The sequence below is a fragment of the Paenibacillus rhizophilus genome (genome assembly GCF_003854965.1).
GTDB lineage: Bacteria > Bacillota > Bacilli > Paenibacillales > Paenibacillaceae > Paenibacillus_AQ > Paenibacillus_AQ rhizophilus.
In genome coordinates this window covers 290,911-312,567 of the sequence record NZ_RQPI01000005.1, presented here as the reverse complement: position 1 = coordinate 312,567, position 21,657 = coordinate 290,911, and the positions used below count along the sequence as shown (strand labels likewise).

Here is a 21,657-nt window from a genome sequence, read left to right as displayed (position 1 = left end):
GCGTACCCATCCCGAACACGACCGTTAAGCCCTCCAGCGCCGATGGTACTTGGACCGAAGGGTCCTGGGAGAGTAGGACGCCGCCAAGCACATGAACCACTGCTGAATTTCAGCAGTGGTTTTTTGTTATGTCGAGCTATAAAGCAACTATATTAAAACAATATTTAACTATTGCTTTATGTACATGATTTTGATATAATAAATTTTGTTGTCACGAACAAGAGTTGATTAGTATGGCCCGTTGGTCAAGGGGTTAAGACACCTCCCTTTCACGGAGGTAACAGGGGTTCGAATCCCCTACGGGTCACCATTTATTTGTCAGATTTGAATTTTTGTTTGTTGACGCGGGGTGGAGCAGCACGGTAGCTCGTCGGGCTCATAACCCGAAGGTCGCAGGTTCAAATCCTGCCCCCGCAACCAATTCTTCTTAAAGAAGAGCCTCTTGGAACCGTGGTGTAGAGGCCTAACATGCCTGCCTGTCACGCAGGAGATCGCGGGTTCGAATCCCGTCGGTTCCGCCATTTATTGTATTTTCCTAATTTAAAGCGTTATGCGGACGTGGCTCAGCGGTAGAGCATCGCCTTGCCAAGGCGAGGGTCGCGGGTTCGATTCCCGTCGTCCGCTCCATATAATGCGCCCTTAGCTCAGCTGGATAGAGCGTTTGACTACGAATCAAAAGGCCGGGAGTTCGAATCTCTCAGGGCGCGCCATCTTACTTTATCAAATGAGTTGATACCTAATTTAGGGTTGATTAAGCTGAGTGTACAGCTTGATTAAGCCTTTTTTTGTTGCCTTCGTATTTAGAGCCTGCCTCGATTTTGATCCTCCGGCAAAACGTCACTTTCTGATTAACGAAGTCTGGGGTATCCATCATTAATTTCGGAGGGCAAAGCCATCGAACGAAAAAGCTAAAGCTTGCATAAATCCCGCCGACCCCGGGCAAATTAGGGAAAAAAGCAGAATGAAGGGATTAACATGAGTGCTTTTCGTTTGAAAAAGCAACTGTGGCGCCGGTGGAGACGCTGGAAAAAAGCGCTGTGGGTCGGAACGGCCTGTGCGGTCCTTACGGTATGCGCCTGGTCGGGATTGCGGGTATCGGATCGCTTGTCAGATCTGCTGACCGGATCGATGTCGGCGGTGGAAGCAAAGTTTGCCGAACTGAACACCCGTACCGTTTCCAACGATACTCTGCTGCGTGAGCAGGCTTCGGCCGTATTCGGACAAGAAGAGCCGGGGGAACGAATATTGGGTCTGGGCGATGCGAAGTCGCTTAGCAGGATTATTGAAGATACCGGCCTCAGCCGAAAAGTCCATTACAAGACAACCTACGTTAGTGGTGATGAAGTCCGGGATACTTTTGGACCAATGAATCCCGAGAAATTGCAGGCTCTGCTTTCGGAACAACCGGACTGGCAGGGAAGAATCGGGTCTGACGGAGATGTCTGGCTGGAGCGGAGTGTGAATGATTTATCGCCTTCCTGCAAGAAGGAAGCGTACATTGGCATAGATAACGAAGGAAATCTCACCCTGTTCAAAGGACCTCCTAAACGGGAGGAGGCGCTTAAAACCTTTTTTCAAATCGATATTGGAACGATGAAATCGTCGCTGCCGGAAAAAGTATGGAGGCAGCTTCAGGGCGGAATCCGGGTACAGGATATTGATGAGTACAACAGTGTGCTTTCGACCTTTAGCGATTATGCGCGGGACGATTCTGAGCAGACGATGTAGGGCGGATTAATGAAAGGAATTCTTGAGGAGATGGGTAATGAAGGCCGTTGGTGAAAACCGGCGGTCTTTTTTGTTGTATGATTTATCAGTTTCGGGTGCTTGGTCAAGCCTTGAGTCAGGTTGAGGCTAAGGTTACATTTTGTGAAACTATTTTATATATCGGGTATGGCAAAGTTTATGCTCCCCGGGCAGCCTATTTTTGCTATAATGGGTAGAAGGAATACATATGTTCGCTTTCAAGGCGGGGAAAAGACCGTGCGGGAAGGCTACCGATAAATAGGGGAGAGATGGTTTTGCGAATTCTGGGGATCGATCCGGGGATAGCGATTGTCGGCTTCGGCTTCATTGACAAAAATGGCAGCAAGCTTACACCGGTTCAGTATGGCTGTATCCAGACGGAAGCCCATACGCCGGAGGAGGAGCGGCTGCTCCACGTTTATGAGGGCATGCTGCAGCTGATTGACCGGTACAAGCCGGAGGCCGTAGCGCTGGAGAAGCTGTTCTTCAACCGCAATGTGACGACGGCAATGTCGGTCGGACAGGCGCGCGGTGTGCTGGTGCTGGCGGCTGTGCAGCGTGGGCTAGCGGTGGCGGAATATACCCCGATGCAGGTGAAGCAGGCGATTGTCGGTTACGGCAAGGCGGAGAAAAAGCAAGTGCAGGAAATGGTGCGGATGTACCTCAAGCTGTCCGCCGTTCCGAAACCCGACGATGTGGCCGACGCGCTGGCGGTTGCGGTCTGTCATGCCCATTCGTATACGCTGAATTCAAAGATAAATGAGGTATTGCGCAAATGATTGATTTTTTAAAGGGACCGGTTGTCCATTTGGAACAAGAATATGTGGTGCTGGATGTTCAGGGCGTTGGATATCGGGTCTTTTGCCCGAATCCTTATGCTTTTGCCAAACAAGAGGGACCGGTGACTGTATATATTCATCATCACGTGCGGGAGGACGCGATTCTTCTGTTCGGCTTCCCTACCAGGGAGGAACAGAAGCTGTTCCGCAAACTGATCGAGGTGTCGGGCATCGGCCCCCGTGTGGCGCTCGGGATTTTGACGGGAGGCACGCCGGACCATGTCATTTCGGCCATTTATCAGGAGAACATTACATTTCTGACGAAACTGCCGGGTATCGGGAAGAAGACGGCTCAGCGGATGATTTTGGATCTCAAGGACAAGCTGGACGGACTGGGAACGGCCAATTTCCAAACCGGATTGTTTGCGTTGGAACAGAATACGGAGAGCGGCGAGCTTTCCTGGCAGGAAGCTAGAGACGGGCTTAAGGCGCTTGGATATACGGAGACAGAGCTGGACCGTGTCAGGCTGGCGCTGAAGAAAGAAGGAGCAGAGATCGATTCGGTTGACATCCTGATGAAAAAGGCGCTCAAGCTGCTGTATGTGGCGAAGTAGACCCGGAAGTAAGAAGTGGATGAGCATCGGTTGACGAAAGGTCCGCTAAGTACATGATGAAGTGGAGCGATGGAAAGATGGAGGACCGGATCATATCCGCGAATTTAATGATGGAAGACCAGGCGGTGGAGCTCAGTCTGCGTCCCCGTTATCTGGCTGAATATATAGGGCAGAATCAAGTTAAAGAGAACCTGAAAATCTATATCGAAGCGGCAAAAATGCGGAGCGAGGCACTGGATCATGTGCTGCTGTACGGGCCGCCGGGGCTCGGAAAGACGACGCTAGCCAATATTATCGCCAACGAACTGGGAGTGAACCTACGGACGACGTCCGGTCCCGCGATTGAGCGCCCAGGTGATTTGGCGGCGCTGCTGACCAATCTGCAGGAAGGCGATGTGCTGTTCATCGATGAGATTCACAGGCTGCACCGGACGGTTGAGGAAGTGCTGTATCCGGCGATGGAGGATTTTGCGCTTGATATTATGATCGGCAAAGGGCCGAGCGCCCGCTCAGTCCGGCTGGATCTGCCGCCGTTTACACTTGTGGGAGCCACCACGCGCGCAGGCTTGCTGTCCGCCCCCCTGCGCGACCGCTTCGGCGTTGTCAGCCGGTTGGAGTTCTATACTGAGGATGAGCTGAGTTATATCGTCTCGCGGGGGGCTGATATTCTTGGGATTGAAGTTGTTGGCGACGCAGCCGAGGAGATTGCGTTGCGCTCACGGGGAACTCCCCGGATCGCAAACCGGCTGCTGAAACGGGTCCGTGATTATGCCCAGGTCAAGGGAGACGGGATTATCACTCCGGAAATCGCCGGGGAGTCGTTGAAAATGCTGCAAGTTGATCCCAGGGGCCTTGACAGTGTTGACCATAAAATGCTGCGCTCGATGATTACGGGCTTTCGCGGCGGACCTGTCGGGCTGGATACGATTGCCGCTACGATAGGCGAAGAGAGCCAGACAATAGAAGATGTTTATGAACCGTACTTGCTGCAAATCGGCTTTTTACAGCGGACACCGCGGGGAAGAATGGTTACAGCGGCCGCTTATCAGCATTTAGGAATTCCGCTCCCTCCGGAGCAATCTTGAACTTTATCCACTTTGGCGATTGGAGGAGAACGTGAAGATGAGTCATGCATGGAGGAAAAAGAGAACGGCACTGGCAAAAGGCTTGCTGGCAGCCGCGCTGGCAGCGGGAAGTCTGCTGCTGCCCGCCGGGGCCGGTTACGCCGATTCCACCCGGACGATCAGGGTCGCGCTTTTTGCGGATATCGGCAGTAAATATAAATTGACGGTCCCAGCGGTCACGCTGCTCTCGGGCCAGGCCTGGAGCCTGACCGCCCAAGATGGCGGGACCGTTCTCGTTACGATTCCTTCGGGGACGAAGGTGCGCGCAAGCCTGGACGGATACCGCGTCAAGGTGCTTGAGACATCTTCCTGGCAGACGGCAGCCGATGCGGCGAAGAAGCTCCAGTCCACGTCGGACAAGCCTTTGCTGTTTCTGAACTCAAAGGGAGGCAGCAATGTATATCAGCTGTATACCGGGATATACGCCAGCGAAAGCGCCGCGAAGAATGCAGCTGATAGAGTGTCCAAAGCCGGTTTGAACCTCCCGGCGGACCAAGTTCCCGTTGTCAAAGGCGGCAAGCATTTGACAGCGGGCAGCTATGCCACGCAGCAGGAAGCCGACACCGCAAGGGCAAGTATAGCCGCGGCCGGCGTTGACGCCTGGACCGCCGTCGTTCCTTCCGAAGGCGGGGGATCGCGGTACGAGGTGTGGGTGGCCGAAGCTGCCAACGACAGCGACTTGGCCGCAGCGAGGCTTGTGCTTGGCCAGGTGATGCCGCAACTGATATTGACGACGGCATCGGCGGGTCTCATGATCCGGAGTGATGTCGGACTGGATCTGAACAGCGAGACGCAAGCAGTACACTACGCGGTATCCGGCGAAGCGAAGTTTATGGCGGCCGGGGGCAGTACAGGTATTCAGCTTGCCGAACGATCAAAGCGGACCTACCGCGGCAGCTTGGAGCTCGGCGGATCGAACGGATCGCTGTCCGTCGTTAATGAACTCCCGCTGGAACAATATCTGTACTCGGTCGTTGGCGGAGAGGTCTCTTCGAGCTGGCCGGCCGAAGCGCTTAAGGCGCAGGCGGTGGCTGCTCGCAGTTATGCGGTTGCGCAGGGGCTGCGATTCGACATTGCGAATGTTGTGGACACTACGCTCAGCCAGGTCTACAACGGGACCGGAACCGAGGCGGCATCGATTACGTCGGCGGTGGATGCCACGGCGGGCGAGGTGCTGAAGAGCGGAGGGAATATCGTTGAAGCTGTATTCTCATCCAACAGCGGCGGAATGACAGCCGATCCGTCCGAAGTATGGAATAACGGAGGAAATATATTTGCCAGCGTAGACAGTTCAGGCGACAGTTCCGCGGTGGCTACTGCGAAGAAGTGGTATTATGTGCAGCTTTCTAACGGATTGGACGGCTATGTCCGGGAAGACAATGTGAAATTGACGGGCGACAAGACCGCCGCAGGCCTGAACATGCTGACGGCGACGACCAATGATGTCAATGTGCGGGCGCTGCCTGTGGTTGACAGCAGCGTAAGCCCCGTCGGCAAGCTGAACCCTGGAGAAAATGCGGTCGTTCTGGACAGTGTGCTGGAGTCGGGCAGCTACAGTTGGATTAAAGGACCCTATACATCCGGCGAGCTTCTGAAGAGTCTGCAAGGGAAGGCGAGCGGCACTCTGCCTTCATCCATCGTCAGCCTTCAGGTAACGGAGCGCGGTCCGTCGGGCCGGGCCGTATTGGTCAAGGCCAACGGCAATGCCCTTACAGTGAAGTATCCCGATTTGTACCGCTCCGCATTAGGCGGGCTGCCCAGCACTTTGTTTGATATTGTGCCTTCGGGCAGTTATACTGTACTAGGCGCCGACGGCCAAACCGCAACAGTAAGCGGTTCACAGCAGACGGGGGTACTGTCCGCTTCGGGTATGGTAACGCAGAGCGGCAGCGGCACCGTCGTTATGGACGGAGACTCCAAGGCGCGGGTAGTAGACGCCAGTCCGGGCTTTCTGTTCATTGGCTGGGGCAACGGCCATGGACTCGGCATGTCCCAATGGGGCGTGAAGGGAATGGCGGATAAAGGGTATGATTATAAGGAGATTTTGCAACACTATTTTCAGAATGTCACTATAGTTAAGGAATGACTAGCAATGAATGTGGATTTGTATGATTTTCATCTGCCGGAAGAACTGATTGCCCAGACTCCGCTTGCCGACCGCAGCGCATCCAGGCTGCTCACGTTGGACAAGCGAAGCGGGAGAACAGAGCATCGGCAATTTACCGATATTCTTGATGAACTGCAGCCAGGCGACACGCTTGTGCTGAATGATACGAGAGTGATTCCCGCCCGGTTATTCGGCGTTAAAGAGGATACCGGAGCCAAGGCCGAAGTGCTGCTGCTCAAGAGCTTGGGCGAAGACCGATGGGAGGCTCTGGTGAAGCCGGGAAAAAAGCTCAAATCCGGTGCCGTCATATCCTTCGGTGAGGAACTTCGGGCGGTAATCGAGGATGAAAGCGACATGGGCGGGCGCACGCTGCGGTTTATGTACAATGGGATTTTCCAGGAGATTCTGGACAGGCTCGGAACGATGCCGCTTCCGCCTTATATTAAGGAGAAGCTGGACGACCGGGAACGGTATCAGACCGTATATGCCCGCAATGAAGGCTCGGCAGCCGCACCTACGGCCGGTTTGCATTTTACGGAGGAACTGCTGGAGAAGATTAAGGAAAAAGGGATTAAACTAGCCTACATTACCCTCCATGTCGGGCTTGGCACATTCCGGCCGATGTCCGTGGAAACGGTTGAGGAGCATGTTATGCATGCGGAATTTTTCATGCTGTCACGTGAAACGGCGGATATGCTGAACGAAGCCCGGGCAAAGGGAAGCCGAATTGTGGCGGTCGGAACCACCTCCTGCCGTACGCTGGAGACGGTCGGCGGCATGTTCGGCGATGGACCGCTCGAAGCATGCAGCGGCTGGACGGATATTTTTATCTACCCTGGATACGAATTCAAGCTGGTGGACGCCCTGATTACGAATTTTCATCTGCCGAAATCGACGCTGGTCATGCTGGTAAGCGCCTTGGCGGGCAGGGAGCATATTCTTGATGCCTATCAGGAGGCGATCCAGAGGAAATACCGCTTTTTCAGTTTCGGCGACGCAATGTTCATTTACTAAGTAAGAGGATGGGTTACGAATATGGCAGCAATAACATACGAACATATTAAGACATGCAAACAATCGGGGGCCCGTCTCGGAAGAGTTCATACTCCTCATGGGGTTATTGAGACGCCCACTTTTATGCCGGTAGGCACCCAGGCGACGGTCAAAACGATGAGTCCCGAAGAGCTTAAGGACATGGATGCCCAGATCATTCTGAGCAATACGTACCATTTGTTTCTCCGTCCGGGACATGATATCGTCCGTGAAGCCGGAGGCTTGCATAAATTCATGAACTGGGATCGTCCGATCCTTACGGACAGCGGCGGTTTTCAGGTGTTTTCTCTGAGTGAGATGCGCAAAATCACGGAGGAAGGCGTTCACTTCCGTTCCCATCTGAACGGGGATAAGAAGTTTTTGTCGCCGGAGGTTGCGATGGAGGTTCAGAATGCGCTGGGCTCCGACATTATGATGGCCTTTGACGAATGTCCGCCTTTTCCGGCAGAGTACGACTATGTAAAAAAATCGCTGGAACGGACGACTCGCTGGGCGGAGCGCTGCCTGAAGAGCCATGCCCGTCCTCATGATCAGGGCCTATTTGCTATCGTTCAGGGAGGCATGTTTGAAGATCTTCGCCGGCAGAGCGCTGCCGAGTTGACTTCCATGGATTTCCCGGGGTATGCTATTGGAGGACTCAGTGTCGGAGAGTCGAAGCAGCTTATGTATGAAGTGCTGGATTATACGGTTCCACTGCTGCCGCAGGACAAGCCGCGCTATCTGATGGGTGTCGGTTCTCCTGACGCGCTGCTGGAAGGCGCAATCCGAGGTGTTGACATGTTCGATTGCGTGCTGCCGACCCGTATTGCCCGCAATGGAACGACAATGACCAGCCAGGGAAGACTCGTTGTCCGAAATGCACAGTATGCCCGTGACTTCGGGCCGCTTGATCCGGAATGCGGCTGCTACACCTGCCGCAATTATTCGCGTGCGTATTTGCGTCATTTGATCAAGAGCGACGAGACCTTCGGACTTCGTTTGACGACCTATCATAATTTGTACTTCCTGTTGGAACTGATGCGTAAGGTGCGTAAAGCCATCATGGAAGACCGGCTGCTGGATTTTCGCGATGAGTTTTTCGCACAATACGGTTTAAATGATAATTCAAAAGGTTTCTAAGTGCTGGATTGTGCTTTACCGAAGACTTGAAAGGGGGGTGAAATATGTTTCAATACGCTGCAGCTGCAGGATCCCAGTCCTCAAACATTTTAGGGCTTGTGGGGCCGTTTGTCCTGATGTTTATCGTGTTCTACTTCCTGCTGATCCGTCCTCAACAGAAGAAGACCAAGACGCGCAATTCCATGTTAAAGGCTTTGAAAAAGGGTGACAAGGTCGTTACGATCGGCGGCCTTCACGGCACGATTATGGAGATTTCGGACGATATCGTGGTTCTCCGGGTGAATGATGTAACAAAATTGACCTTTGACCGCGGCTCGATCAGCCATTCCGTAGCAACAACGGAAGCGGATTCAAAGTAATAGCTTGCAAATTTCTGTTTCACTAAGCGGTGCGCTTTCCATGAATGGGAGGCACACCTTTTTTTATTGTGTGAAAAAAAGAAGCCCCGGTTCGGGACTTCTTCGATGAATGATATAAGCCTTGCGCATGAAAAGGAGCGCTCAATACCAAATGGGGATACTGACAGCCTATTGCAAAGGGGTAGCTTCGCTTCCAACCCGCAGAGATGCCTCGCCACCGCGAAGCGTAAGCTTGGCAAGTTGAACGCTGAGAGAGGAAGAAAGCACGGCCAGCAGGGTACCGCCGATCATATCGGTAAACCAGTGGATGCCCAGATAGAAAATGCCGAAAATAATGACGGCGGCCGAAACACCCGCGACTGTCATCCAGCGTCGGTTGCCCGACCTGAAAGCCAGCAGCGCCGTTGTCATGGAAATAGAAGTGTGGAGGCTGGGAAAGCAATTATCAAGTCCGGACAACGCCCGGTACTCCTGCTCAAATCTCGGAAATACATCCAGCATCACGAACCGGACCCCTGCGGGTGCATAGGACCAAACCTCATTTACCGGAAAATAAAGATAGAAGGGAATGGCAATTGCGTAATTTAGAATAACGGCGTAACAGGTCGCGTAGAGCATCAGACGGTTTTTGTCTATCAGATATACTCCAAGCGAAGCGGCAAGCACCGATTGCAGCATAAAAATATAAAAGAACACGATAATCGGAGTCAGCCAAGGAGTGTAGAAGAGATGCTGTACTGCCTGAACGAAATGTCCTTCGAGACCGAATACAAAACCGGTAAAATCGGAAGTGAGATTCAGTTTTTTCTCAATTTGCAGTTCATATTTGTTAAGGGCCAGCACACCGGACATGCCGGCGATCAGAAGCACGAGTTTGTAGGATCTCAGCATTTCTTTGGCGAGGTAAACCAGTGCCATAAACGGATTTCGGCGGGTGACAAGGCCGATCAGCAGAAAGACAATCACTACGGTAAACCCTGAAACAGTATTCATAGATTGGTAAAGCAAAGGGATCAAAGCCTCCTTGAATGTGCAAAAAACAGCAATTAGATGATGACAGTGTATCACATTTTGGGAAGCGCCGTTTCAATTTTTTTGAAAATATAAATTTTATACTTTCTGGAAATTGACTCCAAACATGCCTCCAAGCGCACCGATGAACGCCGCAGCCGCAATCCACAGCAGATCTGGCGCCTTCAGAGGGCTGTCCAAAGCCAAGAAACCGATGAGCAGTACAATGACTCCATAAAAAGCGCCTGTAAGGCAGCCTTGATACCATCCCCTGCTGATGGCTCTTTTGCCTGCCGTCCAGCCTCCGAAGGCGATAGCCAGTCCATGTACAACATAGGTATACAGCGATAGATCGTGTTCGCTCAGCCCGCTTCCCCAAAGCAGCAGCGAAAGGATGAACGCTCCCAGCAGCATCCACAAAAAAGCCCGGAACAAGCCTGACAACACGGGATTCCCGATTTTCTGCGAGAACAGTTTACGGAGCAAATCCATGGTTTAGCCTCCTCTTTTTCCAAGTGCAAATTCAGTTACTTCATACTATGAGACGGCTTGCCCCAATAGTACACGAAAGCGATGGGCTGGCTTTTACCAGTAATTGAGCGCAGGGTTTCCGAATGTTACATGGGACTCACGGTCAGAATAGGACTACATTGTTCCGTCCGGCGCTGTTGTCCCGGGGACCTGTAAAGGAGAGCGAAGCAATATGTTCCGGCACATCACCGCACATATCTTTATGACCTTGCTGATGTATCTCTTCATCTTCCTGAGCTTGCGCATCATGGGGAAAAGGGAGATAGGGAAGCTGTCGGTATTCGACCTTACGATTTCCATTCTGATCGCCGAAATTGCCGTATTCGCAATCGAAGATATTGAGCGTCCGCTGTATGACGGAATCGTGCCAATGGTGACGCTAGTTCTGACACAGGTGGTGCTGGCCCATTTCAGCCTGAAGAGCCGCAAGCTGCGGCTACTGATCGACGGCAAACCGAGCATTCTGATTTCTGGCGGCAAAATCCAGCGTAAGGAAATGCGTAAACAAAGATATAATATTGACGATCTGCTGCTGCAGTTGAGAGGACAAAATATTACCAGCCTTGCGGATGTTGAATTCGCGATATTGGAGCCTACGGGACAACTGACCGTAATTGAGAAAGACAATGACATATCTTCCTCCAACCGTTCAGGGAACAGCAGTTCAGGCAAAAACATTTCGGACGAGGAAGCGTCCGTCAATGAGTTCCCTAAAGACAAAATCCGGTATGAGGGACTTCCGGTGCCGCTGATTATGGACGGCAAGGTACAGGATAATAATTTGGAGATGATTGGGAAAACACGCTTCTGGCTTAGAGATCAGATTCGGCAAAAAGGCGCTTCGGATTTTCGCGACGTATTTCTTTGTTCGATCGACCACAAAGGCAAGCTGTATGTGGACCATAACCGCTCCAAATAACTACAGCCATCGGCCGATAAGTGGAATTCGTTCAAGGTCGCGGCGGGAAAATAGTCCGGTCAACAGGGAAATCCCCAGATACAGCGCCATGCCGAGAGCGGACGCGAACAAAAACTGCATCCACTGGGCCTCGGCTATCGATATGTGGGTGTATATATATTTTACGCCGGCGCCCATGATCGTCATCGCCGCGCCAGTCTTGAGCAGGTCGTTCAGCTTCAAGCGAAGGGAGATCAATTTGACGACGCTGTAACCGTGCAGCAATGTGACCAGGATGCTGTTGGCAATAATAGCAATCAGAGCGCCGTTGATTCCGTATTCCGGTCTTGAGGCGAGCGAAAGGATGAGCAGAATTTTCACAGTCGCGCCGATCAATGTATTGATCAATGCCGTTCCTGGGCGGTCCATCGCCTGAAGGACAGCCTGAAGCGGAGCTTGAACGTACAGAAACAGGGCGAACGGCGCCATCATTCGCAGCATGGGAGCAGTGTCTGAACTGCCGTACAGCAGGGTACATAAAGGGACGGCAAGCACATACATAAGCACGGCGAACGGGGCACCTGTGACCATGGCCAGGCGCAGGGCCTGATGAATCCGTTTATGAATCGCCTTGAGATCGCGCCGGGCCGACGCTTCGGACAGGGAAGGCACCAGCGAGACGGCAAGCGCGGTGGTAAGCGCGCCCGGCAATAAGAGCAGCGGGATTACCATACCCTGAAGTGAGCCGTATTGGGCAGTTGCCATTGAAGTGGCAATCCCTGCCATGGCAAGGCTCCGCGCAGTGATAATCGATTCCAGCAAATAGGAAAACGATCCGACGAGCCTTCCGGCGGTTACGGGGACGGAAATGCCAAGCAGACGTCTCAATATTCCGCCGCTCCGGCCGGCGCTCCCTAGGGCCGGGTCTTGTTTTGTCGCTTCAACCGGTTTGCCGTTCTGCTGGTCAGGCTCCGGTTTGTCCTTTTTTAAGGCAGAATAGTACTGGATAAGCAGCACCAGCATCCCTGTAATTTCACCCGCGGTAACTCCCAGCATGGCTCCGGCTGCGGCGAAGGCGATCCCTTTTGGAAGCAGCTGCCAAGAGAACCACAGCATGAAGAAAATTCGCGTTACCGTCTCCAACACGGAAGACAGCGCGGAGGGAATCATATTTTGCAGACCTTGAAAATAACCCCGGTAAACGGCGGAAACTGCGACAATGGTGAGCATTGGAATCATGGCGATGAACGTATAATATACACGGCTGTCTGTTAAAATAACGTTGGATACCCAGGATGCGCCGGCAAGGGCGATTCCCGTAAACAGAATGCCCAGCGAGATGCTGATCCCCAGAGCCGTATGCAGGATTCGGCGCGACCGCTCCGGATGTCCCTTGCCTTCGGCTTCCGCCACCATTTTGGCAACGGCCAGCGGAATCCCTCCGGTAATGACCGTAACGAGTACTAAAAAGAAAGGGTAGCCCAGCTGATACAAGCCGACACCCTCGGCTCCAATTACACGCGGCAGGATAATGCGCGGAATGAAGCCCAGCATCCGGTTAACAATTCCAGCCGAGAGCAGTATCATCGTTCCATATATAAAGCTTTGCCTCTTCGGTTTCCTCAAACGGCATTCCTTCTTCCGGGGTGAAATGTGGCGGCAGCCGAACGTTGTCCTTTTAAATGGATATGCCGCATGTGATCGGACATGACTGTCTTCCCCGCATAACATTTTGACGGTAAAGAAGGAAAGCGCGAATAAAGGTCGAATATTAATAAGTCGAATATTATAAAATATATGAAGAGAGTTCATGGACAATGTTCATAGACGTAACAGGGGGTGGGCACGTGGAATCGGAGCGTAAGGATGAAGAACTGCTGGACAAGGAGATCGAAGCCATGTGTCTCAGCAAAGCGGAGGAATTTCGGCTTCTCGGCTATGAATATGTAACCGCCCAGGATATTTGGGAATGTGCCAGCCGGAATTATGCCAAGGAAGGAACGCCGCCGCTCCACAGAATCGTGAATGACATCTATTCCCTGAAAGTAACAACCTATATGAATTATTTGACCATTTCCATGTACAAGGGACTAAAATGAACGGAATTTTGCCCAGGTTATTGTGCAAACGGCTTCACAAAGGCGTAAAGTAGGAGAAAGGTAACTTCATAGAAATTCAGGAAACGGATGGCTATTCCCGGCAAGCGGCTGAGGGCTGCCGTTTCTTTTTGATTGCGGCGCTCTTTTGGCCGCTTGTTTCCGCATGCCGTCAGGCAGGATTATAATTTATAGGAGCTTGCCGGAGGAACGCCGCGAACACAGCGCTGCCAATGCTTGCTGAATTGACGCTGATTTGGCGCGTAGCTATAATAGGAATATTGAGTTTAAGAAAGGGGAACTAGCAAGAGCATGAAAAGACTTCTGAGCTTCATGATTACCGTGCTCGTCTTGGCAGCCGTAATGGCGGTATCGACTCCCGGGCTGCTTGATAGAGTACGGCTGGGTCTTGATTTGAAGGGCGGCTTCGAAATTTTATACCAAGCCCAGCCTTCCGAGCAAGGCAAGGAAATAACCCGGGCTTCATTGCTGCAGACCGCTGCCAGCCTTGAGAAACGGGCCAACGTACTAGGAACGAGCGAACCGGAGGTTACCACCGAAGGAACAGATCGAATCCGTCTGAAAATCGCCGGTGTCACCAATGAAGCTGAGGTTCGTGAAAAGATGAAGGAGCCGGCAGTGCTTACCTTCCGCAGCGCCGCGCCTGGCGACGCCGAAGGAACGTACAGCAAAATCGAGCTGGTAGGAAGCGATTTCGTTGAGAACGCCGCGACCATCGGCCGCGACAGCCTGAATCAGATCGAAATCAGCATCAAGGTTAAAGATAAACAGAAGTTTGCGGAAATTACGAAGCGTCTGCTCGGTCAGCATCTGGCCATCTACCTGGATGATACTAAGCTTTCCGATCCGCAAGTAAGAGCGGAGCTTACGGAAGGAACCGCATCGATTTCGGGGAATTATACAATCGAGGAAGCCCGGAATCTGGCCGATACGATCAATCTCGGAGCCCTGCCGCTGAAGCTGACGGAGAAATACTCCCAAAGCGTAGGCGCAACCTTGGGCAAGCAGTCCCTGGATCAGACGGTTAAAGCCGGCCTGATTGGTTCAGTGTTTATTCTGCTCTTTATGATCGGTATGTACCGTGTTCCTGGCCTGATCGCCAGCTTTGCCTTGATTCTGCACACATGGCTGCTGATTCTGGTCTTCGTGTTTGCCGATTTCACTTTGACGCTTCCGGGTATAGCGGCATTTATACTCGGGATCGGGATGGCGGTTGATGCCAACATTATTACAAATGAACGAATTCGGGAAGAAATGCGGAGCGGCAAGAGCATCATGTCCTCCGTCAAGGCAGGCAGCAAGTCCTCCTTCCGTACTGTTATGGACTCGAACGTCACCACGATTATCGTCGCGGCCGTCATGTTCGCTTTCGGTACAGGCTCGGTAAAAGGCTTCGCGCTCGTGCTGATTGTAGAAATTCTGCTCAGCATCTTTACGAACCTTTATTTCGCCCGTTGGCTGCTCAATATGCTGGTTAAGGCCGGCAAGCTGAGCAAGCCGAAGCAATTCGGGGTAAAGGAGAGTGAAATCAGTGCGCTTTAAGAAAGAGCTCGATTACGTTCACTTAAGCAAGTATTTCTATATTTTTTCCATCACGCTTACGATTTTGGGTATCATATTCCTCGCGATATTCAATCTGAATTACAGCGTCGATTTCAAAGCCGGGTCCAACGTCGACGTTTCCCTTTCCAAGAATTTGACGGTGGATCAGATCCGTACAGTTATCGGTAACATTGGAACGGATCACGAGCCGAACATTACGCCCGGAACGCAGCGCGTAACCATCCGCTATGACGAAGTGTTATCGAGCCAGCAGGATGCCGCGCTGAAGAGCGCCATTACGAAGCTTGACGATAAGGCGTCGTTTGAAGTCAACACCGTCGATACCGAAATGGCCAAGGAACTTGCCCGGAACGCGATTTATGCGGTTCTCATTTCCTGCCTGGGCATTATCGTTTACGTAAGCATCCGTTTTGAATGGCGCTTTGCGATAGCTGCGATAGTTGCATTGATCCATGATGCATTCATGGTCGTTGCCGTATTCTCCATTTTCCGACTGGAAGTGGATCTGACATTCATTGTCGCGGTGCTGACGATTATCGGTTATTCAATTAACGATACGATCGTTATTTTTGACCGGATTCGCGAAAATCTGCGCTTCGGCAAGCAAAGGACCTACGACGATCTGAAAGTTCTCGTCAACAAGAGTATCTCTCAGACTATCATGCGTTCTCTCTACACCGCCCTTACCGTATTCATCGCCGCATTCTTCCTATTGGTGCTTGGCGGCGAGTCGATCAAAATGTTCTCTCTGGCCATGGTTATCGGTCTGTTGTTCGGTGCATACTCCTCGATCTTCATCGCAAGTCCACTTTGGCTGCTGTTGAAGAAGAACCAGAAGGTTAAGCCCAAGAGCAAGCCTGCCAAAGCGTAAATGATCCATTAAACGAAGCCGCGTCCCTGACGACGCGGCTTTTGAAACCTCAGGCGGGATGTCGGATATTATACCCATCAGCACAGCGAGTACATGGAGCGGCAAGGAGGAACCCAGATGAATAAAAAGTATTCGTCTCAAAACGAGCGGGTGGCTTGGACGGGAATTGCCGGCGATTTCGCGCTGGCTCTGGCTAAAGGAGTCGCAGGTTATTATTCGGGGAGCAAGGCTTTGATCGCTGATGCCTTATACTCGGGTGCGGATGCCGCGGCGAAGCTGGCCGAGATTCTTCCGTGGCGTAGCGGCGGAGAAGGCAACAGGGCGCGGAAACCGGATTCGCGGGACGGGAAGAATAAGAACGAGCCTTTATTATCCGTTGTGTTTGCGGTGCTAATTTTAATGGGCGGTCTGCAAATCGCTTTTTCCGCAATCCGCGACTTGACGAGCGGGGACCTGAATCCTTCAGGAGAACTTGCGTTGTTGACGATCTGTCTGTCTCTGCTGGTGAAAGAAGCTATTTTTCAATATCAATACCGCTCTGCCCAAAAAATCGGAAATGGAAGTCATGCCGCTTATGCCGATAATCATCGCTTCAGCCTGTATACTTCGCTGACCGTGTTAATCGGCGTGGCGACGTCCATGCTCGGAGGCTATCTGAATTGGCATCCTCTCTTGTACCTGGACCCGATCGCCGCACTTCTTGCTGCTTGCCTTATTCTCCGCAAAGGATATTTGCTTATTCTCAGTACGATTTACGGCAAGAATAGCCAGGAGCTTCCACATGAAGATGCCGCCAATTTTATCGATACCGTTCAAAAAGTTCATGGAGTCATTCGCGTGGAACATTTAAAGGCGCTTGAGGAAGGCCGATATGTCAATCTTCAGGTCACGATCAGCGTCAATCCGCGAATCAGCGTGATGGAAGCGCGCGAAATTGCGGATTGCGCCAAAAAGCTGCTGCAGCACCGTTTCGTCCATGTCGGCCACGTTCATATGGATATCGTGCCTTACGAACCCGGGTATCCTTACAAAACCAATTATGAGCTGACGGACAGTGAAATGCCGACGCTGCTGCAATAGCCGGCTCAACGCGAGAGAAAGGTGAACCGCATTGCTTCATTCAAAAACCAAATGGCAATCTCCGGTAGCCGATCCCGTTCAATCCAGGGAATTGGCCCGGAGACTTTCTGTTTCTCCGCTCGTTGCATCCCTGCTTGTCGCGAGAGGGATGAGCGACCCGGAAGAAGCACTTAGCTTTATAGAAGGCGCAGTGGCAGAAGATCATGATCCATTCTTGCTGAAAGGGATGAAGGAGGCCGTCCCCCGCATCAAAAAGGCGCTGGAGGAAGAGGAGCATATCCTTGTCTACGGCGATTACGACGCTGATGGCGTATCCAGTACTTCGCTGATGATTCATCTTCTACGGCACCTGGGCGCCTCCTTCGACATTTATATCCCCCACCGTTCCAATGAGGGCTACGGGCTGCATAACCACGCGCTCGATTGGGCGCTCCAACAGGGCGTCTCGCTGATCATTACGGTGGATACGGGAATCAGTGCCTGCAGTCAAATCGCTTATGCGAATGAGCTTGGGATGGATGTTATTGTTACGGATCATCACGAGCCTCCGGATGTTCTGCCTCCCGCATATGCTCTGATCAATCCGAAGCTGCCCGGCTGCCCGTATCCTTTTAAGGGATTAGCCGGTGTGGGGGTCGCCTACAAGCTGGCTCAGGCGCTTCTGGACGGACAAGTTCCGGAAGAATGGCTGGAAATTGCAGCTATCGGAACGGTAGCCGACCTGATGCCCCTTCTTGACGAGAACCGAGCCATTGTGCGAAGGGGACTTATAAGTATGCGCCGATCAAAGTATCCCGGCATTCGGGCGCTTCTTGATGTGAGCGCCGTAAACGTGGAGAAGGTGGGCGCGGTCAATGTCGCTTTTGCGCTGGCGCCTCGCATTAATGCCAGCGGGCGCCTCGATCATGCCGGACGGGCGGTGTCTCTGCTGACCACTGAAGATCCCGTGGAGGCAGAGCGCCTTGCCGCAGAACTGGACATGCTGAATAAAGAACGGCAGATGGTCGTTGACCGGATTGTTGCCGAAGCGTTAGTCCGCTTGGAAGAAAGAGTCAAGGACGGAAAACTCCCAAGCATCATTGTTCTGGCGGGGGAAGACTGGAATGTCGGGGTAGTCGGCATTGTCGCTTCCAAGCTGCTCGAACGTTACTACCGGCCTGTGATTATACTGGACATCCATCCGGAAACGGGCTATTGCAAAGGCTCGGCCCGGTCGATTCCCGGCCTAGATATCTACGCGGCGCTTTCATCCTGCGCGGATCTCATGGATCACTTCGGCGGCCATCCGGCGGCGGCGGGCATGAGCCTGCACCGTGACAACCTGGACGCATTTGCCGCCGCGCTTGAGGAGTTCGCTTCCGGTGTTCTGACGGAGGAGCACTTTGTGCCTGTGGTCACGGCGGACGGAGAATATACGCTTGCCGATTTATCGCTCCGGGCCGCCGAGGAGCTGGAGCTGCTGGCTCCTTTCGGAATGAGCAATCCGCTGCCGAAATTTATCGTTCGGGGAGCGGCAGTTAAAGAGACACGTACTATGGGCCAGGGCAATCGTCACCTGAAGCTGGTTCTGCAGCAGGAAGGCATGACGGTCGAAGCCGTCGCTTTCGGCAAGGGAGAGCTGGCGGAACTGCTGCCGTCAGGGACCGGCATTGATGTGCTTGCGGAATTGTCCGTCAACGAATGGAACGGGTCCCGAAAGGCGCAGCTTATGCTGCAAGACCTGGCGGTCCCGCAGCCGCAGCTGTTCGATTTCCGCGGTGCGCGGGATGCTGCAGGCAGGACACAACGTCTGCTCGATTTGCTGCTGCCGCAGACCGCCGCCAGGCAAGATCTTGCGGCAGTGGTGGTCCGCAAGGAACGGCTGCGCGAGCGGGAGCAGCCGGAATGGCAAGGGTTGTCCTTTTGGGTATATGATCAATATAAAGGAATTTCTCCTTTAGACGATCTGCCGGCGGGAGGACATTCGGGGAACCCATTATCTCTGCTATGCCTGCTGGATATGCCTGAGTCGCCGCAGCAGCTTGACGCGCTGCTTAAGACTTTTCCGGAGGTGCAGAACATCGCGCTGCTGCACTCGCTCCGCCAGGAGCGAGATCGTCTGCTCGTTCCAACAAGAGATCATTTCAAGACCCTATATAAATGGCTGGCCGTCATCGCCGCCGAGCCAATTTCAGAGCAGGAAGTCCTTCTGCGGCTGAGCCGGAAATCGCCGATGAGCCTGCGGATGCTGAAGATGATGCTGGACGTATTCGAAGAGCTTGATTTTATTATGAGGGAGCAGGGACAATTATCCTTTGTGACCCGGCCCGCAGCTCGCGACCTGGCTTCTTCAAGCCATTTCATGTACCTCAGTGAATTGGCGGAAATGGAGCAGTACTTCACGGAAGGGAGTACGGCCGAGCTTCAAGAATGGATGGAGTCGCGTAGGCTCGGTGCATCCTAAATCCATTGAGGCCTTGTGAGAAAGCGAATGCTTCCGAAGCGAGTTTTGCGAAGAGTCTCGAAGAAGTATATGCTATCAAAACTAAGCGAATGCTTCCGAAGCAAGTTTTGCGAAGGGTCTCGAAGAAGTATATGCTATCAAAAATTTTAGGGGGAGTTATTTTGGATTTCAAAGAATTTATCCGTATGATTCCGGATTTTCCGATGGCGGGTATCAGCTTCAAAGATATTACGACTCTGCTGAAGGATGGCGAGATGTACCGCCAAGCCATTGACGCGCTGAAAGAACGCGTGTCTCATTTGAATATCGATGTCATCGCCGGTCCGGAAGCCCGCGGCTTTGTGGTAGGGGCTCCTCTTGCCTATGCGCTGGGTGTAGGCTTTGTACCGATCCGCAAGAGCGGAAAGCTGCCGTACGATACGATTGAAGCGGGATATGATCTGGAATACGGCAAAGACCGGCTTGCAGTACATACCGACGCGATACTTCCCGGCCAAAATGTGCTGATCGCCGACGACCTGCTTGCAACGGGAGGGACCATTTCAACCGCGGTTAACCTTGTTCACCAGCTCGGAGGCAATGTGGTCGGAGCGGCATTTTTGATTGAACTGGAGCAGCTTGAAGGCCGTAAGAAGCTTCCTGACGTTGAAGTGGTTTCCCTTCTTAGCTACGAAGATTGATATTTATCCCTAGGAAGAGTTCGCTATTTTCCGGGAAATAAAAAAGCCGGCAGTCATTACCGTACTCAGGTACGATAAGGCTGCCGGCTTTTTGCAAATATTAGAATGGATATGCTGAGCGCATATTATCAAACATCCGACGCTTTGGCCTGTTTGATCTCTTCCTTGTCATTGGACAGGCCAAGAACCTGGAACAGCTTGAACAGCAGGGAGAGCACAATGCCAACTATTGTCGCGAGCGACATGCCTTTGAGCTGAACGCCTCCGATGGTAAGGGAGGTGCCGCTGATGCCCACTACGAGAACTAGCGTTGCCAAAATCATATTGGTCGGCTTTGAGAAATCGACCTTCTGTTCAACAAAGATGCGCAGTCCGGAAGCCGCGATGACACCGAACAGTAGCAGCGACACGCCTCCCATGACCGGCAGTGGAATATTGGCGATGATGGAAGAAAACGTGCCGGAGAACGATAGCAAAATGGCTATAACCGCCGCTCCTCCGATAACATAGACGGAATAAACTTTCGTAAGGGCCATAACGCCGATATTTTCGCCGTAAGTCGTATTTGGAGTGGAACCGACAAACCCGGAAATAATCGTCGAAATGCCGTTGCCCATGAGCGAGCGGTCAAGTCCGGGATTCTTGGCGAGGTCTTTGCCCACAATATTGCTGGTCACGAGCAGATGCCCGATGTGTTCGACAATAACGACGAGGGAGACCGGAATAATGGTCAAGATCGCCTGCCAGTCAAAGGAAGGCGTAGTAACCGTTGGATGGGCAAAGAAATGCGAGTTCGCAATTGCCGAGGTATCGACCCTGTGCATAAGATAAGCCAGGACGTATCCTGTGACGATACCGATCAGAATGTGAATGATTTTGGGGAATCCACGGAACAGAACCGATCCGATAACCGTCACGCCTAGAGTAACCATGGAGAGCGTAATCGCGCCCGCATCCGGTTTCCAATCTACAGCGCCGGATGGAGCGATCAGCCCGGCCATTGCAGCGGCCACCGGCACAAGCTCAAGTCCGATTGTAGCGACGATGGCGCCCATTACCACAGGCGGGAAAACGACGTCAATCCAGCCCGTTCCTGCATAGCGTATGATCAGGGCGACAACCACAAAGATTACGCCCGTTACGATAAAAGCGCCCAGAGCAAGCGAATAACCATGACTGTGATCGTCTTGATGCGCAGCCAGCACAGCCGTAACCGGCGATATAAAAGCAAAGCTGGAACCGAGATAAGCGGGGATTTTGCCTCGGCAGATCAATATGTACAGCAGTGTGCCTATGCCGTTCATCAGCAGAATCATTCCGGGGTCAACCCCGAACAGGTTGGGCACAAGCACCGTGCTGCCAAACATGGCGAACAAATGCTGAAGGCTCAATAGAAAACCGGGGCCCAGGGGGAGTCTTTCGTTGACTTGAATTTCGCGTTGCAAAACATTCACTCCTCTAATTGTTTTAAAGCATAACGTGGCTTGTAAGGAAAACCGCCTTTACTAGATTAAATAGATCGGACCGTTTTTTCAACAACATTTTCACAAAGTCCGTTATTT

Annotated in this window: 19 protein-coding genes, 5 tRNA genes and 1 rRNA gene; 21 read left to right on the top strand and 4 right to left on the bottom strand. The window is 52.4% G+C overall.

Features of this window, described 5'->3' with window-relative positions; all coding sequences use genetic code 11:
• From rrf to yajC, 14 genes are all read left to right on the top strand, one after another.
• A 5S ribosomal RNA gene (gene rrf, locus EH198_RS12200) occupies nucleotides 1–89 on the top strand; the annotation flags it as partial.
• A gap of 146 nt (nucleotides 90–235) precedes the next feature.
• Nucleotides 236–310: transfer RNA gene (locus EH198_RS12195), tRNA-Glu, on the top strand.
• Nucleotides 311–343: 33 nt separating this feature from the next.
• Nucleotides 344–420 (top strand) — tRNA-Met (locus tag EH198_RS12190).
• A gap of 24 nt (nucleotides 421–444) precedes the next feature.
• A tRNA-Asp gene (locus EH198_RS12185) sits at nucleotides 445–521 on the top strand.
• 31 nt (nucleotides 522–552) lie between these two features.
• Nucleotides 553–627 (top strand) — tRNA-Gly (locus EH198_RS12180).
• Nucleotides 628–633: 6 nt separating this feature from the next.
• Nucleotides 634–710: transfer RNA gene (locus EH198_RS12175), tRNA-Arg, on the top strand.
• A 280-nt stretch (nucleotides 711–990) separates the two neighbouring features.
• Nucleotides 991–1,728, top strand: a complete 738-nt coding sequence (locus tag EH198_RS12170; protein WP_185702854.1) for a BofC C-terminal domain-containing protein — start codon at nucleotides 991–993, stop codon at nucleotides 1,726–1,728.
• A gap of 293 nt (nucleotides 1,729–2,021) precedes the next feature.
• The gene (gene ruvC / locus EH198_RS12165) at nucleotides 2,022–2,525 is read left to right on the top strand and encodes a crossover junction endodeoxyribonuclease RuvC (protein ID WP_124695807.1); all 504 of its coding nucleotides are present in this window, start codon (nucleotides 2,022–2,024) and stop codon (nucleotides 2,523–2,525) included.
• The gene (gene ruvA, locus EH198_RS12160; protein WP_124695806.1) at nucleotides 2,522–3,139 is read left to right on the top strand and encodes a Holliday junction branch migration protein RuvA; all 618 of its coding nucleotides are present in this window, start codon (nucleotides 2,522–2,524) and stop codon (nucleotides 3,137–3,139) included. The genes ruvC and ruvA overlap by 4 nt, the downstream gene beginning before the upstream one ends.
• Nucleotides 3,140–3,216: 77 nt before the next feature.
• Nucleotides 3,217–4,224: a Holliday junction branch migration DNA helicase RuvB gene (gene ruvB, locus EH198_RS12155; RefSeq protein WP_124695805.1), complete on the top strand. Its 1,008-nt coding sequence runs from the start codon at nucleotides 3,217–3,219 to the stop codon at nucleotides 4,222–4,224.
• 37 nt (nucleotides 4,225–4,261) lie between these two features.
• Nucleotides 4,262–6,349, top strand: coding sequence for a SpoIID/LytB domain-containing protein (locus EH198_RS12150; protein ID WP_124695804.1), 2,088 nt, complete (start codon nucleotides 4,262–4,264; stop codon nucleotides 6,347–6,349).
• A 6-nt stretch (nucleotides 6,350–6,355) separates the two neighbouring features.
• Nucleotides 6,356–7,384: a tRNA preQ1(34) S-adenosylmethionine ribosyltransferase-isomerase QueA gene (queA, locus tag EH198_RS12145; RefSeq protein ID WP_124695803.1), complete on the top strand. Its 1,029-nt coding sequence runs from the start codon at nucleotides 6,356–6,358 to the stop codon at nucleotides 7,382–7,384.
• Nucleotides 7,385–7,405: 21 nt separating this feature from the next.
• Nucleotides 7,406–8,542, top strand: a complete 1,137-nt coding sequence (tgt, locus tag EH198_RS12140; protein WP_124695802.1) for a tRNA guanosine(34) transglycosylase Tgt — start codon at nucleotides 7,406–7,408, stop codon at nucleotides 8,540–8,542.
• A gap of 44 nt (nucleotides 8,543–8,586) precedes the next feature.
• Nucleotides 8,587–8,901, top strand: coding sequence for a preprotein translocase subunit YajC (yajC, locus tag EH198_RS12135; protein ID WP_124695801.1), 315 nt, complete (start codon nucleotides 8,587–8,589; stop codon nucleotides 8,899–8,901).
• Between the two features lie 168 nt (nucleotides 8,902–9,069).
• Here the strand turns inward: yajC and EH198_RS12130 are convergent, their stop codons facing one another.
• Both EH198_RS12130 and EH198_RS12125 read right to left on the bottom strand, forming a co-directional pair.
• A complete protein-coding gene (locus EH198_RS12130; protein WP_246014224.1) occupies nucleotides 9,070–9,909 on the bottom strand; it encodes a phosphatase PAP2 family protein in 840 nt (279 codons plus the stop codon).
• A gap of 102 nt (nucleotides 9,910–10,011) precedes the next feature.
• Entirely contained in the window at nucleotides 10,012–10,404 is a 393-nt protein-coding gene (locus EH198_RS12125; protein ID WP_124695800.1) for a TIGR04086 family membrane protein, read from the bottom strand.
• 211 nt (nucleotides 10,405–10,615) lie between these two features.
• On the opposite strand from EH198_RS12125, the gene EH198_RS12120 reads away from it, so the two are divergent.
• Complete coding sequence (locus EH198_RS12120) at nucleotides 10,616–11,362, top strand: YetF domain-containing protein (protein WP_124695799.1); 747 nt, start codon at nucleotides 10,616–10,618, stop codon at nucleotides 11,360–11,362.
• Here EH198_RS12120 and spoVB read toward each other — a convergent pair whose 3' ends face one another.
• Entirely contained in the window at nucleotides 11,363–12,928 is a 1,566-nt protein-coding gene (gene spoVB, locus EH198_RS12115) for a stage V sporulation protein B (RefSeq protein ID WP_246014222.1), read from the bottom strand.
• A gap of 260 nt (nucleotides 12,929–13,188) precedes the next feature.
• On the opposite strand from spoVB, the gene EH198_RS12110 reads away from it, so the two are divergent.
• The 6 genes from EH198_RS12110 (at nucleotide 13,189) to EH198_RS12085 (ending at nucleotide 20,095) form a co-directional block, all read left to right on the top strand.
• Nucleotides 13,189–13,440: a post-transcriptional regulator gene (locus EH198_RS12110; RefSeq protein ID WP_246014220.1), complete on the top strand. Its 252-nt coding sequence runs from the start codon at nucleotides 13,189–13,191 to the stop codon at nucleotides 13,438–13,440.
• Between the two features lie 309 nt (nucleotides 13,441–13,749).
• Nucleotides 13,750–15,000 carry a protein translocase subunit SecD gene (secD, locus tag EH198_RS12105; protein WP_124695797.1) on the top strand — a complete coding sequence of 417 codons (1,251 nt, stop codon included), beginning with the start codon at nucleotides 13,750–13,752 and terminating at the stop codon, nucleotides 14,998–15,000.
• Nucleotides 14,990–15,892, top strand: coding sequence for a protein translocase subunit SecF (secF, locus tag EH198_RS12100; protein WP_124695796.1), 903 nt, complete (start codon nucleotides 14,990–14,992; stop codon nucleotides 15,890–15,892). Before secD ends, secF begins: the two co-directional genes overlap by 11 nt.
• A 117-nt stretch (nucleotides 15,893–16,009) precedes the next feature.
• Complete coding sequence (locus EH198_RS12095; protein WP_124695795.1) at nucleotides 16,010–16,972, top strand: cation diffusion facilitator family transporter; 963 nt, start codon at nucleotides 16,010–16,012, stop codon at nucleotides 16,970–16,972.
• Nucleotides 16,973–17,003: 31 nt separating this feature from the next.
• The gene (gene recJ, locus EH198_RS12090; protein ID WP_124695794.1) at nucleotides 17,004–19,415 is read left to right on the top strand and encodes a single-stranded-DNA-specific exonuclease RecJ; all 2,412 of its coding nucleotides are present in this window, start codon (nucleotides 17,004–17,006) and stop codon (nucleotides 19,413–19,415) included.
• A 161-nt stretch (nucleotides 19,416–19,576) separates the two neighbouring features.
• A complete protein-coding gene (locus EH198_RS12085) occupies nucleotides 19,577–20,095 on the top strand; it encodes an adenine phosphoribosyltransferase (RefSeq protein ID WP_124695793.1) in 519 nt (172 codons plus the stop codon).
• Between the two features lie 128 nt (nucleotides 20,096–20,223).
• Here the strand turns inward: EH198_RS12085 and uraA are convergent, their stop codons facing one another.
• The gene (gene uraA / locus EH198_RS12080; protein ID WP_124695792.1) at nucleotides 20,224–21,540 is read right to left on the bottom strand and encodes a uracil permease; all 1,317 of its coding nucleotides are present in this window, start codon (nucleotides 21,538–21,540) and stop codon (nucleotides 20,224–20,226) included.
• Nucleotides 21,541–21,657 lie beyond the last annotated feature (117 nt).

Coding starts and splice junctions, on each gene's coding strand:
- ruvB (WP_124695805.1), top strand. CDS start 3,217: ATGGAGGACCGGATCATATCCGCGAATTTAATGATGGAAGACCAGGCG.
- EH198_RS12125 (WP_124695800.1), bottom strand. CDS start 10,404: ATGGATTTGCTCCGTAAACTGTTCTCGCAGAAAATCGGGAATCCCGTG.
- EH198_RS12095 (WP_124695795.1), top strand. CDS start 16,010: ATGAATAAAAAGTATTCGTCTCAAAACGAGCGGGTGGCTTGGACGGGA.
- secD (WP_124695797.1), top strand. CDS start 13,750: ATGAAAAGACTTCTGAGCTTCATGATTACCGTGCTCGTCTTGGCAGCC.
- EH198_RS12150 (WP_124695804.1), top strand. CDS start 4,262: ATGAGTCATGCATGGAGGAAAAAGAGAACGGCACTGGCAAAAGGCTTG.
- EH198_RS12120 (WP_124695799.1), top strand. CDS start 10,616: ATGTTCCGGCACATCACCGCACATATCTTTATGACCTTGCTGATGTAT.
- yajC (WP_124695801.1), top strand. CDS start 8,587: ATGTTTCAATACGCTGCAGCTGCAGGATCCCAGTCCTCAAACATTTTA.
- ruvA (WP_124695806.1), top strand. CDS start 2,522: ATGATTGATTTTTTAAAGGGACCGGTTGTCCATTTGGAACAAGAATAT.
- tgt (WP_124695802.1), top strand. CDS start 7,406: ATGGCAGCAATAACATACGAACATATTAAGACATGCAAACAATCGGGG.
- queA (WP_124695803.1), top strand. CDS start 6,356: ATGAATGTGGATTTGTATGATTTTCATCTGCCGGAAGAACTGATTGCC.
- spoVB (WP_246014222.1), bottom strand. CDS start 12,928: ATGATACTGCTCTCGGCTGGAATTGTTAACCGGATGCTGGGCTTCATT.